This is a genomic window from Streptomyces sp. NPDC030021, assembly GCF_055574035.1.
Genome location: NZ_JBVIAH010000017.1, coordinates 1 through 15,301 on the forward strand (window position 1 = coordinate 1; position 15,301 = coordinate 15,301).

The window sequence follows — 15,301 nt, forward strand, 5'->3', positions numbered from 1 at the left end:
TTCTGTTCTTGCGTTTCCGACTCTATCAGACTCTTTCGTGTCCGACTTCCTCGGCGCTTTCCAGGTTTTCGCTTTCGCGCTTTCCCTTTCCGGCGAGTCCGACTCTATCAGATCCTTTCGGGCCTGATCCCCAGTCAGCGGGGCTTGCCTTCCGGGCTGTTGGGCCCTTTCGACGAGTGAGACAGTAGCGGATTCCGTGCCTCCGAACCTAATCGGCGGCTGCGTCCTGGAACGCGGATTCCTCATTCGCAAATACGCATGAAAACGAGACGACGGAGTGCGTCGTTCGTTCGAATGTGTAGTGCGGGATGGCTGTCCGGGGACCGACCGGGGTCGGCGCTCACTTCGGACAACTCGAAGAACCTTACGGACCGGGCACATCTGTGTCAACCCCCGGCTGACCCGCCGCGCGGGATCCGCGAAACTCCCGCCGCCTTCAGCCCCTTCGGTCTACGCTGGGCCCATGACTACGCATGCGCTCACGCTCAGCCTTCGCTGGTGGGCCGCCTGACGGCGGCCGACCTTCCACGCGAGCACGCATGCGCTCACGGCCGCCGCTACGGCGGCCGTTTTTGTTTCTCCCCTCCCGGGAGTGGCTCGGTCGCCCGGCGCGGTGGCCACCGGCACCACTCACACACAGGGAGAGCAGGACATGACGACGACGAGGATCTTCAGCGGGATCAAGCCCACCGGACACCTGACGCTGGGCAACTACCTGGGGGCCGTGCGGCAGTGGGTCGAAGCCGACCTGACGCCCGAGTCCGCGCTGTTCTGCGTCGTCGATCTGCACGCGCTGACCGTCGAGCACGAGCCGGCCCGCGTACGAAGGCTGAGCCGGCAGGCGGCGACGCTGTTGCTGGCGGCCGGGCTGGATCCGCAGCGGTGCACCCTCTTCGTGCAGAGCCATGTCGACGAGCACACCCGGCTGGCGTACCTCCTGGAGTGCACCGCCACCGACGGGGAGCTGCGGCGGATGATCCAGTACAAGGAGAAGGCGGCGAAGGCGCAGGCCTCCGGGGAGGGCGTGCGGCTGTCGCTGCTCACCTATCCCGTGCTGATGGCGGCCGACATCCTGGCGTACGGCGCGCAGGAGGTGCCGGTCGGGGAGGACCAGCGGCAGCACGTCGAGCTGACCCGGGATCTGGCGGTGCGGTTCAACCAGCGGTACGGGCACACCTTCACCATGCCGAAGGCGACGCTTCCGGCGGTGGCCGCGCGGGTCATGGACCTGCAGGACCCGACGTCGAAGATGGGGAAGTCCCATGAGAGCGGGGCCGGGATCGTCTATCTGCTCGACGAGCCCGGGGTCGTGCGCAAGAAGGTGATGCGGGCGGTCACCGACAGCGGGGACGGTGCGGTGGTCTACGACCGGGAGGCGCGGCCGGGGGTCGCCAATCTGCTGGACATCCTGGCGGCGTGTGCCGGGGGTGATCCGGCCGAACTCGCCGAGGGGTACAGCGGCTACGGGGCGCTGAAGCGGGATGTCGCCGACGCGGTGGTCGAACTGCTGCGGCCCGTACAGGAGCGGCATGCGGAGCTGGCGGGCGATCCGGCGGAGCTGGAGAAGGTGCTGCGCGAGGGTGCCGGGCGGGCCAGGGAGCTGGCGCGGCCGGTGGTGGACCGGGCGTACCGGGCCATCGGGCTGCTGGAGCCGTGACGGGTGGGGGGTCCCGCATGCCGCGGGGCCCCCACCGGTACGGGTGTCTCAGCTGTTGCCGGAGGCGAGCTCGCGGCTGCGGTCGCGGGCCGCTTCGAGGGCGGCGATGAGGGCGGCGCGTACGCCGTGCTTCTCCAGTTCGACGATGGCGTTGATCGTCGTGCCGGCCGGGGAGGTGACGGCCTCGCGGAGCTTGACCGGGTGTTCGCCGCTGTCGCGCAGCATGACGGCGGCGCCGATGGCGGCCTGGACGATCAGGTCGTGGGCCTGGGCGCGGGGCAGCCCGAGAAGGATGCCGGCGTCGGTCATGGCCTCGACGAGGAAGTAGAAGTAGGCGGGGCCGGAGCCGGAGAGGGCGGTGGCCGCGTCCTGCTGGGACTCGGGGACGCGCAGGGTCTTGCCGACGCTGCCGAAGATCTCCTCGGTGTGGGCGAGGTGCGCCGCGGTGGCGTGGCTGCCGGCGGAGATGACGGACATGGCCTCGTCGACGAGGGCGGGGGTGTTCGTCATGACGCGGACGACGGGGGTGCCGGGGCTGAGCCGTTCCTCGAAGAAGGCGGTGGGGACACCGGCGGCGCCGCTGATGACCAGGCGGTCGGCGGGAACGTGCGGGGCGAGCTCGTCGAGGAGCTTGGCCATGTCCTGGGGCTTGACGGTGAGGATGAGGGTGTCGGCGCGCTTGGCGGCCTCGGCGTTGGAGACGGCCTCGACCCCGTAGCGGGTGCGGAGTTCCTCGGCCCGTTCGGTGCGGCGGGCGGTGACGAGGAGCTTCGAGGCGGGCCAGCCGCCGCGGATCATTCCGCTGAGCAGGGCCTCGCCGATCTTGCCGGTACCGAGGACTGCGACTGTCTGGGTCATGCCCGATCCACCTCGCCGAACTGTTCTTGCGCGTGAGCTGCCTATACGTCCTCATCCTTGCACCCGGGCGGGGAAGGGGGAGGGTGCCGTCCGGAGTGCGGTCAGGGGGTGCGGCGGCGGAGGGTGACCGCGCCGAGGGCGAGGACGAGCAGGGCGCAGGCGGCGACGATCGCGGCGTCGCGGACGAAGTCGGCGGTCATGTCGGTGTGGGTGACCACCTGGGTCATGCCGTCGACGGCGTAGGACATGGGCAGGACGTCGGAGAGTCCTTCGAGGACGGGGTGCATGGTGTCGCGGGCGGCGAAGAGGCCGCAGAGGAGCAGCTGGGGGAAGATCACCGCCGGCATGAACTGGACGGCCTGGAACTCGGAGGCCGCGAAGGCGGAGACGAAGAGCCCGAGTGCGGTGCCGAGGAGGGCGTCGAGGAGGGCTACGAGGAGGAGCAGCCAGGGGGATCCGACGACGTCGAGGCCGAGGGCCCAGAGGGCGAGGCCGGTGGCGAGCAGGGACTGGAGGACGGCGACGGCGCCGAAGGCGAGGGCGTAGCCGGCGATGAGGTCGCCCTTGCCGAGCGGCATGGCGAGGAGGCGTTCCAGGGTTCCGGAGGTGCGTTCGCGCAGGGTGGCGATGGAGGTCACCAGGAACATGGTGATGAGGGGGAAGATCCCGAGGAGTGAGGCGCCGATGCCGTCGAAGGTCTTGGGGCTGCCGTCGAAGACGAAGCGCAGCAGGGTGAGCATCAGTACGGGGACCAGGAGCATCAGCGCGATGGAGCGCGGGTCGTGGCGGAGCTGGCGCAGGACGCGGGCGGCGGTGGCGGTGGTGCGGGCGGCGTTCATCGGGTCTGCTCCCGGATGGCGGTGACGTTGGAGACGGCGGCGGCGTTGGCGTTGGCGTTGGCTTCGTCGACGAGGCGCAGGAAGCCCTCCTCGACGGTGGTGGCGTGGGTACGGGTGCGCAGTGCGTCGGGGGTGTCCTGGGCGAGGATGCGGCCCTCGCGCATGAGGAGCAGGTCGTGGCAGCGCTCGGCCTCGTCCATGACGTGGGAGGAGACGAGGAACGTCGCGCCGCGGGTGGCGGTGATGTCGTGGAAGAGGTTCCACAGGTCGCGGCGCAGGACGGGGTCGAGTCCGACGGTGGGTTCGTCGAGGACCAGGAGCTCGGGGGTGCCGAGCAGGGCGACGGCGAGGGAGACGCGGCTGCGCTGGCCGCCGGAGAGGTTGCCGGCGAGGGCGCCGGCACGGCTGGTGAGGTCGACGTCGGTGATGGCGCGGCTGACGGCGGCGGCGCGGCGGTCGGCGGCGGCGCGGCCGGGGTCGAGGACGGCGGCGAAGTAGTCGAGGTTCTGCCGGACGGTGAGGTCGTCGTAGACGCTGGGGGCCTGGGTGACGTAGCCGATGCGGGAGCGGAGCCGGGGGTGGCCGGCGGGGTGGCCGAGGACGTCGAGGGTGCCGGTGACGTGAGCCTGGGTGCCGACGATGGCGCGCATGAGGGTGGATTTTCCGCAGCCTGAGGGGCCGAGGAGGCCGGTGATGCGGCCGCGGGGGACGTCGAAGGCGATGGCGTCGAGGACGGTGCGGGGAGTGCGGCCGGTGCCGCGCCGGACGGTCAGGTCATGGGCGTGGACGGCGGCCGGGTCTTCCTCGGCCTGGTTATTCATCATGTGATGAATAATGCTCCTGGCGGTGCCAGGACGTCAATCGCCGGGACGGGTGTGGGTGTGGGTGTGGGCGCGGGTGCGGGTTGCTTCTCGCCGCTGCGCCGCGCGCGGGGCTACTTCTTGCGCTTGGGCCGACGGGCGGCCGGGTTCCCCGTACGGGTGCTGCGGCGGCGGGCGTATTCGACCTGGGCGCGCTCGTACTCGGCGCGGCGGAGCTTCTCGCCCGGCGCCTCCCCGAGGCAGCGCAGGAAGTACGCGATCAGGGAGCCGATGAAACCGATCGTCTTCAGGCCCTTGAGGGCGGCCTCGTCGGAGGACGGGGCGGGGCGACGGCTGAAGGAGGCCCAGGTCTTGGTGAAGGCGATGGAGCTGGCGATCGCGAAGAGGACGACGACCGAGATGCTGAGGAAGGGGCCGACGTTGCCGATCTCCAGGCCCTCGTAGGCGAAGCGGAGCAGCAGGGCGGCGGCGACGGCGGTGGCCAGCGAGCCGATGGCGAGGCCGACGCGGCGCAGGGCGTAGCCGCCGTCGTGCTCGACCCAGGTGGTGCCGAAGAACGGGATCGGCTCGGGCTGCGGGCCGGCGGGCAGCGGGGCCTGCGCGGCCGGCTCGGCGGGGGTCTGGTCTCGCTGGTCGTCGCTCACATCAGCGATTATCCCTCGCCGGGCCGGTCGGGCCGGGTGTGTCTCACGTGGCAGACGGGTCCGGGACGGTCAGCCGCACTGGGTGACGACGTAGCCGTCACTGCCCGTCTTCACGTACGCGTCGGAGACGAAGCGGCCGTTGCCGATGCAGTCCCAGACGTCGGTCGTGCCGTACGGGCCCGAGATGGTGGTGCCGTCGCACTGGCAGCGGAGCGTGACGGTCGCGCCGTACGGCAGGACGTCGATCACCGAATAGTTGGTGCCGGGGCCGCTGCGGACGTTCACCCGGTAGCCGGGCGCCACCGGGTAGGACGGGTAGCCCGAGCCGGACGCCAGGCTCTGGACTTGGCTCGAATCGTTCTCCACCGACATACGAAATCTCCCCCCATGGGTGTTGCCGTGCGCAACTCGCGCAGGGTAGCAGGACCTTGGAGATGCGCAGGGGTCATCGACTAGGCTCCGGCGGGGGTGGTGAGCGGTGCATTCGCTGCGCGCGGACTACGCGGGCTTTCCGGAGTATGCCGGGCAGTACCGGCTCGAATCGGTGCTCGGCTCCGGAGGGATGGGCGTCGTCCATCTGGCCACGTCCGGTTCGGGGCTGAAACTCGCCGTCAAGATCGTGCACCCCGAGCACGCGGTGGACCCGGAGTTCCGCGCCCGGTTCCGGCAGGAGGTCGCCGCCGCGCGGCGGGTCAGCGGGGCGTTCACCGCGCCCGTCGTCGATGCCGATCCCGATGCCGAACGGCCGTGGATGGCCACCCTGTTCATCGACGCGCCGACGCTCGCCGAACGGGTACGGGAACAGGTCCTGGACCCCGTCGAACTGACCCGGCTCGCCGCCGGCCTGGCCGAGGCGCTGCGGGACATCCACCGGGCCGGAGTGGTGCACCGGGACCTCAAGCCCAGCAACGTGCTGATGGCTCCGGACGGCGTGCGGGTCATCGACTTCGGGATCTCGCGTCCGGCCGACAGCGACCTGCGGACCGAGACCGGGAAGCTGATCGGTACTCCGCCGTACATGGCGCCCGAGCAGTTCCAGCGACCGCGGGACGTGGGGACGGCCGCGGACGTCTTCGCCCTGGGGGCCGTGCTCGTGCACGCGGCGACGGGGCACGGACCGTTCGACTCGGACAGCCACTACCTGGTGGCGTACCAGGTGGTGCACAGCGAGCCCGATCTGACCGGGCTGCCGCCGCGGCTCGTACCGCTCGTCGCCCGGTGCCTGGCGAAGGATCCGGTGGAGCGGCCCACCGCCGAGGAGCTGATCGCCGAGATACGGGCCATCGCGTACCCGACGGCCGAGGACACCCAGGCCTTCATCCCCCAACCGCGACGGCCCGTCGAGGCGGAGCAGGTCACCCACCAGAGGGAGAGGATCGCCGCCGAACCCAAGTCGCCGCCCCGCCCGCGGTCCCGCCCGTGGTCCCGTCGGCGGGCCCGCATGGCGGTCGGAGCCGGGGTCGGTCTGTTGCTCGTGGGCGGGGCCGTCGGCGGGTACCGGCAGTTCGGGACGGCGGCCGAGCCGCCCGCCCAGATCGCCGCGAAGACGGGCCCGTCACCGCAGAAGGCCTTCGCCCCGTGGGCGGCCCCCCTGGGCAAGCCCGCGAGCGGCAACCGCACCGGGGCCTGCTCCTGGCAGGCGGCGGCCCTCTATTGCGCCGGACCGGGCCTCGTCGCGGCCCGGCTGAACCCCGCGGACGGCTCCACGGTGTGGGCACTGGAGGCGACCGGGCCGGCGAAGGCGGTGACGGCCGTCAGCGCGCCGCAGCACGCGGGCGGGCAGGTCCTCGTCGTGGTGCCGGGCAGCGAAACGCTCCGGGCACTGGACCCGGGCACGGGGGCCGAGCGCTGGAGGCACAAACTCCCGGGCGGCGCGCAGGCGGTGGCCGCAGGCGGGCAGGTCCTGCTGGTGGGGACGGGCGGCAGCGTCACGGCGCTGGACCCGGCGACCGGCACACCGCGCTGGACCAGGCAGATCGGCGGGGTCGGATCCGTCTGGTGGGGCGACGGCGGACCGGAAGGCGCGGCGCCCGGGCTGTACGTGGCGACGCCCGAGAGCGGCGGCGGTTTCACACAGATCGCCGCGGTGGACCCGGCGAACGGGACGGCGCGCTGGGAACTGCGGACGGCGGGGTGGCTGCGGCCGGTCGGCACCGCGCAGGGCGGGCTGTACCTGCTGGACATCGACGCGTCCGCCAAGGCCACCGCCGTCGTACGCGCCGACCTGGCAACGCGCAGCGTGCACCGGGTCCGGCTGGCGGCGCCGCTCTTCGACGCGGAGGCGACCGTCGCCCCGGACGGGACCACGTACCTGTCCGGGACCTCCGGCGCGCTGGTGGCGGTGGGAGCGGCCAAGGAGCAATGGCGGTCGGAGACGGGCGTGACCGTGGCCTCCCGCCCCGTCTTCGCCGACGGCCGGGTCTGTCTGATGGCGCCGGACGGCCGGCTGCTGGCCGTCGACGCCGCCAGCGGCCGGCCCGCCGGGCAGACCAGGCCGCGAATGGCCGACGGCAAGGCAGCCACCTACACCGCGACCCTGCCCGCTCCGGTGGCCGGGGACGGGCGGCTCTTCGGGAGCGCGCCCGACGGGACGGTGTTCGCGGTGGCCGCCGACGCGCCCGCCGCCTGGTGAGACGCCGGCGCCCCCGCACCGGAAGGTGCGGGGGCGCCGGCGAAGTCGGTCGTCAGCCCAGGAGGGAGACGTCGCGGACCGCGCCCTTGTCGGCGCTGGTGGCCATCGCGGCGTAGGCGCGCAGGGCCGCGGACACCTTGCGCTCGCGGTTCTTCGGGGCGTAGACGCCGCCGAGTGCCTCGTGGCGGGCCGCCAGGGTGGCCTCGTCGACGAGGACCTCGATGGACCGGTTCGGGATGTCGATGCGGATCCGGTCACCGTCCTCGACGACCGCGATGGTGCCGCCCGAGGCCGCCTCCGGGGAGGCGTGGCCGATGGACAGGCCCGAGGTTCCGCCGGAGAAGCGGCCGTCCGTCACCAGGGCGCAGACCTTGCCGAGGCCGCGGCCCTTGAGGAAGGAGGTCGGGTACAGCATCTCCTGCATACCGGGGCCGCCGCGCGGGCCCTCGTAGCGGATGACGACGACGTCGCCCGCCTTGATCTCCTTGCGGAGGATCTTGTCGACGGCCTCGTCCTGGGACTCGCAGACCACGGCCGGGCCCTCGAAGGTCCAGATCGACTCGTCGACGCCGGCGGTCTTCACGACGCAGCCGTCGACGGCGATGTTGCCGCGCAGCACGGCCAGTCCGCCGTCCTTGGAGTACGCGTGCTGCACCGAGCGGATGCAGCCGCCCTCGGCGTCGAGGTCGAGGGTCTCCCAGCGCTTGGACTGGGAGAAGGCGGTGGCGGAGCGCTCGCAGCCGGGGGCGGCGTGCCACAGCTCCATGGCCGTGTCGGTGGCCGTCCCGGAGCGGGCGTCCCACTTCGCGAGCCAGTCCTCCAGGCCGTCCGAGTGGACGGTGGTGATGTCCTTGTTGAGGAGGCCGCCGCGGTGCAGCTCGCCGAGGATGGCGGGGATACCGCCGGCCCGGTGGATGTCCTCCATGTAGTACGTGCCGCCGGGCGCCACGTTCGGCGCGACCTTGGACAGGCACGGGACGCGGCGCGAGACGGCGTCGATGTCGGTGAGGTCGTACTCCAGGCCCGCTTCCTGGGCGGCGGCCAGCAGGTGCAGGATCGTGTTGGTGGAGCCGCCCATCGCGATGTCGAGGGCCATGGCGTTCTCGAAGGCCTCGCGGGTGGCGATGCTGCGCGGGAGGACGGACTCGTCGCCGTCCTCGTAGTAGCGCTTGGTGATCTCCACGACCGTGCGGCCGGCGTCCTCGTACAGGGCGCGGCGGGCGGTGTGCGTGGCGAGGACCGAGCCGTTGCCCGGGAGGGCCAGGCCGATGGCCTCGGCGAGGCAGTTCATGGAGTTGGCGGTGAACATGCCCGAACACGACCCGCAGGTGGGACAGGCGTTCTCCTCGATGCGGAGCACGTCCTCGTCCGACACGTTCTCGTTGGAGGCGTCGACCATGGCGTCGATCAGGTCCAGCTTGCGGACGGTGCCGTCGACGAGGACGGCCTGACCGGCCTCCATCGGACCGCCGGAGACGAAGACGACCGGGATGTTGAGGCGCATGGCGGCCATCAGCATGCCGGGGGTGATCTTGTCGCAGTTGGAGATGCAGATCAGCGCGTCGGCGCAGTGCGCCTCGACCATGTACTCGACCGAGTCCGCGATCAGGTCGCGGGAGGGCAGGGAGTAGAGCATGCCGCCGTGACCCATGGCGATGCCGTCGTCGACCGCGATGGTGTTGAACTCGCGCGGGATCGCACCGGCGGCACGGATGGCGTCGGAGACGATGCGGCCGACCGGCGCCAGGTGGGTGTGACCGGGGACGAACTCGGTGAAGGAGTTGGCGACCGCGACGATCGGCTTGCCGATGTCCGCGCTCGCTACGCCCGACGCGCGCATCAGCGCACGCGCGCCTGCCATGTTGCGGCCGTGGGTGACGGTGCGGGACCTCAGCTCGGGCATGCGGTTTCACTCCCCATGAGTGCGGCTGTACGGTCAGCCGCGACTGCGGATATGGCTCAGATACGAGGCTACGCCCACCGCCCGCGATCCGGACAGCGCGTCCGGATGCCGGGACGGCGGGCTCATTCCTCGGTCAGGTACCGCTGGAGCGTGGGCGCCACGAGGGCCACGATCTTCTCCGGGTCGGCGGACGCGAGGGGCTCCACCTGGACCACGTAGCGCAGGATCGCGATGCCGACCATGTGGGAGGCGGCGAGCTCGGCGCGGAAGGTCGGGTCGGGGACGTCCAGGTCGGCGGCGACGCGCTCCAGGAGCCGCCGCAGGACCAGCCCGCGCAGTACCTTCGCGGCGGCCTCGTGCGTGAGCGCCGAGCGGATCACGGCGAGCAGCGGGACCCGGGTGACCGGGTTCTCCCAGACGCCCAGGAAGTAGCGGGCGAGGCGCTCGCCGATGCCGTCCGGCCCCTCGCCGATGATCGCGGGGACCACCAGGGCGGGCTCGATGCTGACCTCGATGGCGGCGGCGAACAGGTCGTCCTTGCTGCCGAAGTAGTGGTGCACCAGCGCCGGGTCGACGCCGGCGACCTTCGCGATGCCGCGCACGGACGTCTTGTCGTACCCGCGCTCCGCGAACACCTCACGGGCGGCGAGCCGGATGCGCTCCTGGGTGCCGGGGCCGTCGTCGGCCTCGTCCTGCCGGGGCCGGCCGGGGCCGCGGCGGCGCGGCTTGGGTGCGCCGGGGGTATCGGTCACGGCCGGCGGGCCTTGTCGCGCTCGGCGGGGGTGGATGTCGTGGATGTGGTGGATGTGGTGGCGAGGTGCAGGCGGGTGAAGGCCAGCGCCTCGGCGAGATCGGCCTCGCGCTCGGCGGAGGACATCGCCCGGCGGGTGTTCACCTCGATCACCACGTGCCCGTCGAACGAGGTCCGCGCGAGGCTCTCCAGCAGCTCGGCGCAGGGCTGCGTGCCGCGGCCCGGGACCAGGTGCTCGTCCTTGGCCGATCCGTTCCCGTCGGCGAGGTGGATGTGCGCGAGCCGGTCGCCCATCCGGTCGATCATCGCGGTGGCGTCGGTACGGGCGGTCGCGGTGTGCGACAGGTCGACGGTGAAGTGGCGGTAGTCGTCCTTCGTCACGTCCCACTCAGGGGCGTACGCGAGCATCTCGCGGTCGCGGTAGCGCCACGGGTACATGTTCTCCACGGCGAACCGGACGTCGGTCTCGTCGGCCATCCGCCAGATACCGGTGACGAAGTCCCGCGCGTACTGGCGCTGCCAGCGGAAGGGCGGATGCACGACCACGGTGCTCGCCCCGAGCCGCTCGGCCGCGGCCTGGGCGCGCTGCAGCTTGGTCCACGGATCGGTGGACCAGACCCGCTGGGTGATCAGCAGACAGGGCGCGTGCACGGCCAGGATCGGCACCCCGTGGTGGTCCGACAGCCGGCGCAGGGCGTCGACGTCCTGGCTGACCGGATCCGTCCAGACCATCACTTCGACGCCGTCGTAACCGAGGCGCGCGGCGATCTCGAAGGCGGTCGCCGTCGACTCCGGATAGACGGAGGCGGTGGATAGGGCGACTTTCGCGGTCGGGACACGGACTGGTTCTGCCACGAAGACAGGGTACGGGCCCGCACCGGCGCCCGACCGTGACGGCGGCCACGCGACTCCGGAAGGCGGGATCTGCCCGACCACCGAAGCCCCCGCCCCGCCCCACCCTCCCGACCCCGCCCCTACGCCCCTACGCCTCCGGGGCCGGCATGTGGTCCAGCCTGCGCAGGATCACGCCCTCGCGGAGGGCCCACGGGCAGATCTCCAATTCCTCCACGCCGAAGAGGTCCATCGCGCCCTCCGCGACCAGCGCTCCCGCCAGGAGCTGGTTCGCCCGGCCCTCCGAGACGCCCGGGAGGGCCGAGCGCTGGGCCGTGGTCATCGCCGCCAGGCGCGGGACCCATTCCTCCAGGGACTTGCGGCTCAGATCTCGCTGCACGTACAGGCCGTCCGCCGAGCGGGCCGCGCCCGCGATGCGGGCCAGCTGCTTGAAGGTCTTCGAGGTCGCCACCACGTGGTCCGGCGCACCGAAGCGGCTGAACTCGCCGACCGTCCGGGCGATCTCCGCCCGCACGTGCCGCCGTAGCGCCCGGATGTCCAGCGCGTCCGGCGGGTCGCCCGGGAGCCAGCCCGAGGTGAGGCGGCCCGCGCCCAGCGGGAGGGAGACGGCCGCGTCCGGGTCCTCGTCGATGCCGTACGCGATCTCCAGCGAGCCGCCGCCGATGTCCAGGACCAGCAGTTTCCCGGCGGACCAGCCGAACCAGCGGCGGGCCGCGAGGAAGGTGAGCCGGGCTTCGTCCTCGCCGCTCAGCACCGGCAGGTCGACGCCGGTCTCGGCCTTGACCCGTGCGAGGACCTCGTCCGCGTTCGTGGCTTCGCGTACGGCGCTGGTCGCGAAGGGGAGGACGTCCTCGCACCCCTTGTCCTCGGCGGCCTGGACCGCGTCGCCGATCACCGAGACGAGACGCTCGACGCCTTCGGGGGTGACGGCTCCGCGCTCGTCGAGCAGCTCCGCCAGCCTCATCTCCACCTTGTGCGAGTGCGCCGGCTGCGGGCGCGCGCCGGGGTGCGCGTCCACCACCAGCAGATGGACCGTATTCGAACCCACATCCAGCACACCGAGTCTCATAGGGGGAAACGCTACTGCGAGGAAGACTCGGGGGTTGTGTAAGGGGCGCATAGGCTTGGGTTTGTGCCAAATACGAAGAAGGCCAACAAGACCCGGTCGCAGAAGGACACGGGCAAGGACACCGTCAAGAGCAAGGCGAAGGCGAAAGCCAAGCCCGACGCCAAGGGCGGCAAGGACAAGGCCGTGCTCGCGGCCGACGAGAAGGGGCTCGACTTTCCCCGGGCCTGGGTGGAGTTCCCCGACCCCGCCGACGACGAGCAGGTCTTCCGCTGTGACCTGACCTGGCTGACCTCCCGCTGGACCTGCATCTTCGGCAGCGGCTGCCAGGGCATCCAGGCGGGCCGGGCCGACGACGGCTGCTGCACGCTCGGCGCGCACTTCTCCGACGAGGACGACGAGCAGCGCGTCGCGCAGCACGTGGCCCGGCTGACGCCCGAGCTGTGGCAGTTCCACGACGTCGGCAGCGAGAGCGGGTGGACGCAGCACGACGACGACGGGGAGAAGCAGACCCGCCGCTGGGACGGCGCGTGCATCTTCCTGAACCGGCCGGGGTTCCCCGCCGGGGCGGGCTGCTCGCTCCACATCCTCGCGGTGAAGGAGGGCCGGGAGCCGCTGGAGACCAAACCCGACGTCTGCTGGCAGCTGCCGATCCGCCGGACGTACGAGTGGATCGACCGGCCGGACGACACGCGCGTGCTGCAGGTGTCGATCGGTGAGTACGACCGCCGCGGCTGGGGTCCGGGCGGGCACGACCTGCACTGGTGGTGCACGTCGGCCACCTCCGCGCACGGTGCCGGCGAGCCGGTGTACGTGTCGTACCGCCCCGAGCTGACCGAGCTGATGGGCAAGGAGGGCTACGACGAGCTCGTGAAGCTGTGCGAGGCGCGGCTGGCCTCGCTGCTGCCGATGGCTCCGCACCCCGCGGATCCTGCCTGACCGCGGGCCCTCTCAAGGTCCCGTCGAGGCCGACGGGGCCGGGCCCGGGGCGGGGGAAACCGTTCCGCCTGAGCCCTCCGTCGGGGTCGGCTCGGGCGTCGGGGACGGCGGCGGGATCGTCGGCTCCGTCGGGGACGGGGTCGGGGTGGACGGCTGCGTCGGGTCCGGCGAGGGCGCCGGGGTCCCGGGCCGCGTCGGGTCGGTGGTGGGCGCGGGCGTCGCCGCGGGCCGGCCGCGGCCGGCGATGGAGATCACGGCGCCGCTCGGGTCGACCCCGACCCGGGCCGTCCAGGCGCCGATCGGCTGGCCCTCGGGGTCCACGGCGATCCGTAGGGTGACCGATTCTCCTGGGGCCAGCGTGCCCGCGGTCCGGCTCGCGCGCAGCCAGGGGGCGTCGGACCAGAGCCGCCAGTCCACGGGTCCGCCGCCGGAGGCGGTGAGGGTGAGCAGGGTGACGGCGCCCCGGGCGGACGCGGCCACGGTGAGGTGGCCGGCGCTGCCGGGGTGGTCGGGGGTCGCGGGCGGACCGGTGCTGATGATCTCGACGGAGACGTCGGAGGTCGTCTCGCTCTGGGCGAAGCCTGGGCCGCTGGTGGTGGTGGCGTTGCCGGCGTTCTCGTAGGCGGTCAGCGGGCGGCCGTCGGTCCGCGCGGCCGGGAGTTCGGACTCGCTGGCGGAGATATGGGTGGCGTCGCCGCCGGCGGGCTCGCCGGAGCCGGGGTCGCCGCGGTACGCCGCCCACAGGGCCAGGACCGGGGCGGCGACGACGGTGGCGACCACGGTGGTGGTCACCACGCGGGCGCGCAGCCGGTCCCGGCGGGCCGCGCGGTCCTTGGGGTCCATGGGGAAGCCGGTGCGGTCGAAGCGTGGGGCGGTCCCCCGGCCGCGGCCCCGGCCGGAGCGGAGCATCGCGGCGTGGACGGCGGTGCGAGGGGCGGGTACGAGGGGGAGCGCGGCGGTGTTGAGGCCGCCGGAGCCGGGCCAGGGGCCCGCGGCGCCCACGCGTTCGGCGACGCGGCGACATCGGGGGCAGTCGTCGACGTGGCGGACGAGCTCGGCGCGCAGGGGGCTGGAGAGCAGGACGTTGCCGTCGCCGTCGTCGCCGGTGAGCCGGGAGACGCTGGGGCAGTTGCCGGTCTCGACGACGGCGAGGGCGGCGCGGGTGCGCTCCACCTCGCAGGCGGCGCCGGAGAGCAGCTCACGGGCGGCGGCCGCGGGGGTGCCGAGGACGGCGGCGAGTTCGGAGACGCCGAGGCGGTGGCGGACGGCGAGTTCGAGGGCCTCGCGCTGCTCGGGTGTGGTGCCGGCGGCTTCGGGCCAGGCGAGCCGGGCCAGTTCGGTACGGCGGTGGGCGCTCACGTCAAGCGGCCGGTGGGCGTCCTGGCCGCGGTCGGGTTGCGTGTCACCACCCGGCGCACGGTCACGCCCGGTGTGCTCCGGCGCACGCCGGGCGGAATGCGCTCCCTGGCGCGCGCGCCGCTGCTCGGCCAGCCGGTGCAGGCAGCCCCAGCGGGCGAGCGCGTAGAGCCAGGCGCGCCGGTCCCCCTCGTCGGGGCAGCGGCCGGGATGCCGCTCGGCCACGGCGAGGACGTCCCCGAGCACGTCGGTCGCCGTGTCGTGGTCGCACAGGACCGACAGGCAGTACGTGAACAGGCCGTCCAGGTAGGGCTCGTGCCGGAACGGCGGCGGCTGCTCGGCCTCGTGGGGCATGCGCCCGTGCGCCCGGTGTGCGCCGGTGCGCGCTGAGGAGTGTGCCTGGTTGCTGCTGTTCACCTGGCGACCGTAGGCGGCACGCCGGTGACGCCCTGGAAGCCTTCGCCACATTTAGCCCTTACGGGTGAACAGATCGGTGAGGCGCTGACGCAGGCCCTGACGCGGTCGGACCGGCAGGTCCTGCTGCCGTAGGCCTGTGGGTCCCGCGAGGTCGGCGGGACCCACGCGCACCTCGCGCAGCAGAGCGCCGTCCTCCCCGTGGAACTCCACGGAGAAGGGGAGGCCGCGTGCGGACAGCACGGCGGTGAGCGCGTCGAGCCGGCCGGCGTCCGCCTCGCCGTGGAGGAGGACGCCGGCGTCGACCGGTTCGATCTCCAGCCGGGCCAGCGGACTCTCCACCTCGTACCCCTCCCAGGAGGAGGATCGCGAGCTCCAGCCCGCGCGGACGAAGAACGCGGCGAGGTCCGCGGCGGAGCGGCGGCCGGGGAAGAGCCCCGCCACATCCGCGACGGTCATGCCGATCACGCCGGCGTCGAAGGGGGATCCCTCGTCGGACAGGCCCATGGGGACACCCTCGCACCACGCCGGCCGCGCCCCGCGACCAGCACCCCGGTCCGGCCTGTCGG

Annotated in this window: 14 protein-coding genes; 3 read left to right on the forward strand and 11 right to left on the reverse strand. The window is 72.7% G+C overall.

The features are described 5' to 3' along the window. The first annotated feature begins 652 nt into the window (after positions 1-652). Positions 653-1,657, forward strand: coding sequence for a tryptophan--tRNA ligase (gene trpS / locus ACZ4YL_RS28960; RefSeq protein WP_468120616.1), 1,005 nt, complete (start codon positions 653-655; stop codon positions 1,655-1,657). Between the two features lie 48 nt (positions 1,658-1,705). Here the strand turns inward: trpS and proC are convergent, their stop codons facing one another. The 5 genes from proC to ACZ4YL_RS28985 form a co-directional block, all read right to left on the reverse strand. Continuing rightward, positions 1,706-2,515 carry a pyrroline-5-carboxylate reductase gene (gene proC, locus ACZ4YL_RS28965; RefSeq protein WP_373038150.1) on the reverse strand — a complete coding sequence of 270 codons (810 nt, stop codon included), beginning with the start codon at positions 2,513-2,515 and terminating at the stop codon, positions 1,706-1,708. Positions 2,516-2,616: 101 nt separating this feature from the next. Then, positions 2,617-3,354: an ABC transporter permease gene (locus ACZ4YL_RS28970; protein ID WP_030010824.1), complete on the reverse strand. Its 738-nt coding sequence runs from the start codon at positions 3,352-3,354 to the stop codon at positions 2,617-2,619. Further along, the gene (locus ACZ4YL_RS28975) at positions 3,351-4,178 is read right to left on the reverse strand and encodes an ABC transporter ATP-binding protein (protein WP_468120618.1); all 828 of its coding nucleotides are present in this window, start codon (positions 4,176-4,178) and stop codon (positions 3,351-3,353) included. The genes ACZ4YL_RS28970 and ACZ4YL_RS28975 overlap by 4 nt, the downstream gene beginning before the upstream one ends. Before the next feature lie 110 nt (positions 4,179-4,288). Further along, a complete protein-coding gene (locus ACZ4YL_RS28980; RefSeq protein ID WP_468120619.1) occupies positions 4,289-4,819 on the reverse strand; it encodes a hypothetical protein in 531 nt (176 codons plus the stop codon). Positions 4,820-4,888: 69 nt separating this feature from the next. Next, entirely contained in the window at positions 4,889-5,191 is a 303-nt protein-coding gene (locus tag ACZ4YL_RS28985; protein ID WP_468120620.1) for an SH3 domain-containing protein, read from the reverse strand. 106 nt (positions 5,192-5,297) lie between these two features. Here ACZ4YL_RS28985 and ACZ4YL_RS28990 point away from each other — a divergent pair, with 106 nt between their 5' ends. Continuing rightward, on the forward strand, positions 5,298-7,451 hold the full coding sequence (locus tag ACZ4YL_RS28990; protein WP_468120622.1) for a serine/threonine-protein kinase: 2,154 nt from the start codon (positions 5,298-5,300) through the stop codon (positions 7,449-7,451). Positions 7,452-7,503: 52 nt separating this feature from the next. Here the strand turns inward: ACZ4YL_RS28990 and ilvD are convergent, their stop codons facing one another. From ilvD to ACZ4YL_RS29010, 4 genes are all read right to left on the reverse strand, one after another. Beyond that, positions 7,504-9,354, reverse strand: coding sequence for a dihydroxy-acid dehydratase (gene ilvD, locus ACZ4YL_RS28995; protein ID WP_390796552.1), 1,851 nt, complete (start codon positions 9,352-9,354; stop codon positions 7,504-7,506). A 122-nt stretch (positions 9,355-9,476) separates the two neighbouring features. Beyond that, a complete protein-coding gene (locus ACZ4YL_RS29000; protein ID WP_468120624.1) occupies positions 9,477-10,106 on the reverse strand; it encodes a TetR/AcrR family transcriptional regulator in 630 nt (209 codons plus the stop codon). Further along, the gene (locus ACZ4YL_RS29005; RefSeq protein ID WP_468120626.1) at positions 10,103-10,960 is read right to left on the reverse strand and encodes a sugar phosphate isomerase/epimerase family protein; all 858 of its coding nucleotides are present in this window, start codon (positions 10,958-10,960) and stop codon (positions 10,103-10,105) included. Before ACZ4YL_RS29005 ends, ACZ4YL_RS29000 begins: the two co-directional genes overlap by 4 nt. Before the next feature lie 127 nt (positions 10,961-11,087). Then, positions 11,088-12,026: a Ppx/GppA family phosphatase gene (locus tag ACZ4YL_RS29010; protein WP_373038142.1), complete on the reverse strand. Its 939-nt coding sequence runs from the start codon at positions 12,024-12,026 to the stop codon at positions 11,088-11,090. Between the two features lie 63 nt (positions 12,027-12,089). Here ACZ4YL_RS29010 and ACZ4YL_RS29015 point away from each other — a divergent pair, with 63 nt between their 5' ends. After that, the gene (locus ACZ4YL_RS29015) at positions 12,090-12,962 is read left to right on the forward strand and encodes a DUF3109 family protein (protein WP_468120628.1); all 873 of its coding nucleotides are present in this window, start codon (positions 12,090-12,092) and stop codon (positions 12,960-12,962) included. Between the two features lie 12 nt (positions 12,963-12,974). On the opposite strand, the gene ACZ4YL_RS29020 is transcribed toward ACZ4YL_RS29015, so the two are convergent. Together ACZ4YL_RS29020 and ACZ4YL_RS29025 are read right to left on the reverse strand one after the other, a co-directional pair. Continuing rightward, entirely contained in the window at positions 12,975-14,735 is a 1,761-nt protein-coding gene (locus tag ACZ4YL_RS29020) for a BACON domain-containing protein (RefSeq protein WP_468120630.1), read from the reverse strand. Positions 14,736-14,786: 51 nt separating this feature from the next. Further along, positions 14,787-15,239 (reverse strand): hypothetical protein, encoded by a 453-nt coding sequence (locus tag ACZ4YL_RS29025; protein WP_468120632.1) that lies wholly within the window; start codon positions 15,237-15,239, stop codon positions 14,787-14,789. Positions 15,240-15,301: the final 62 nt, after the last annotated feature.

Excerpts from the sequence above, each read along its gene's own strand:
- ACZ4YL_RS28970 (WP_030010824.1), bottom strand. The coding sequence starts at position 3,354 with ATGAACGCCGCCCGCACCACCGCCACCGCCGCCCGCGTCCTGCGCCAG.
- ACZ4YL_RS28975 (WP_468120618.1), bottom strand. The coding sequence starts at position 4,178 with ATGATGAATAACCAGGCCGAGGAAGACCCGGCCGCCGTCCACGCCCAT.
- ACZ4YL_RS29010 (WP_373038142.1), bottom strand. The coding sequence starts at position 12,026 with ATGAGACTCGGTGTGCTGGATGTGGGTTCGAATACGGTCCATCTGCTG.
- proC (WP_373038150.1), bottom strand. The coding sequence starts at position 2,515 with ATGACCCAGACAGTCGCAGTCCTCGGTACCGGCAAGATCGGCGAGGCC.
- ACZ4YL_RS28985 (WP_468120620.1), bottom strand. The coding sequence starts at position 5,191 with ATGTCGGTGGAGAACGATTCGAGCCAAGTCCAGAGCCTGGCGTCCGGC.
- ACZ4YL_RS29025 (WP_468120632.1), bottom strand. The coding sequence starts at position 15,239 with ATGGGCCTGTCCGACGAGGGATCCCCCTTCGACGCCGGCGTGATCGGC.
- trpS (WP_468120616.1), top strand. The coding sequence starts at position 653 with ATGACGACGACGAGGATCTTCAGCGGGATCAAGCCCACCGGACACCTG.
- ilvD (WP_390796552.1), bottom strand. The coding sequence starts at position 9,354 with ATGCCCGAGCTGAGGTCCCGCACCGTCACCCACGGCCGCAACATGGCA.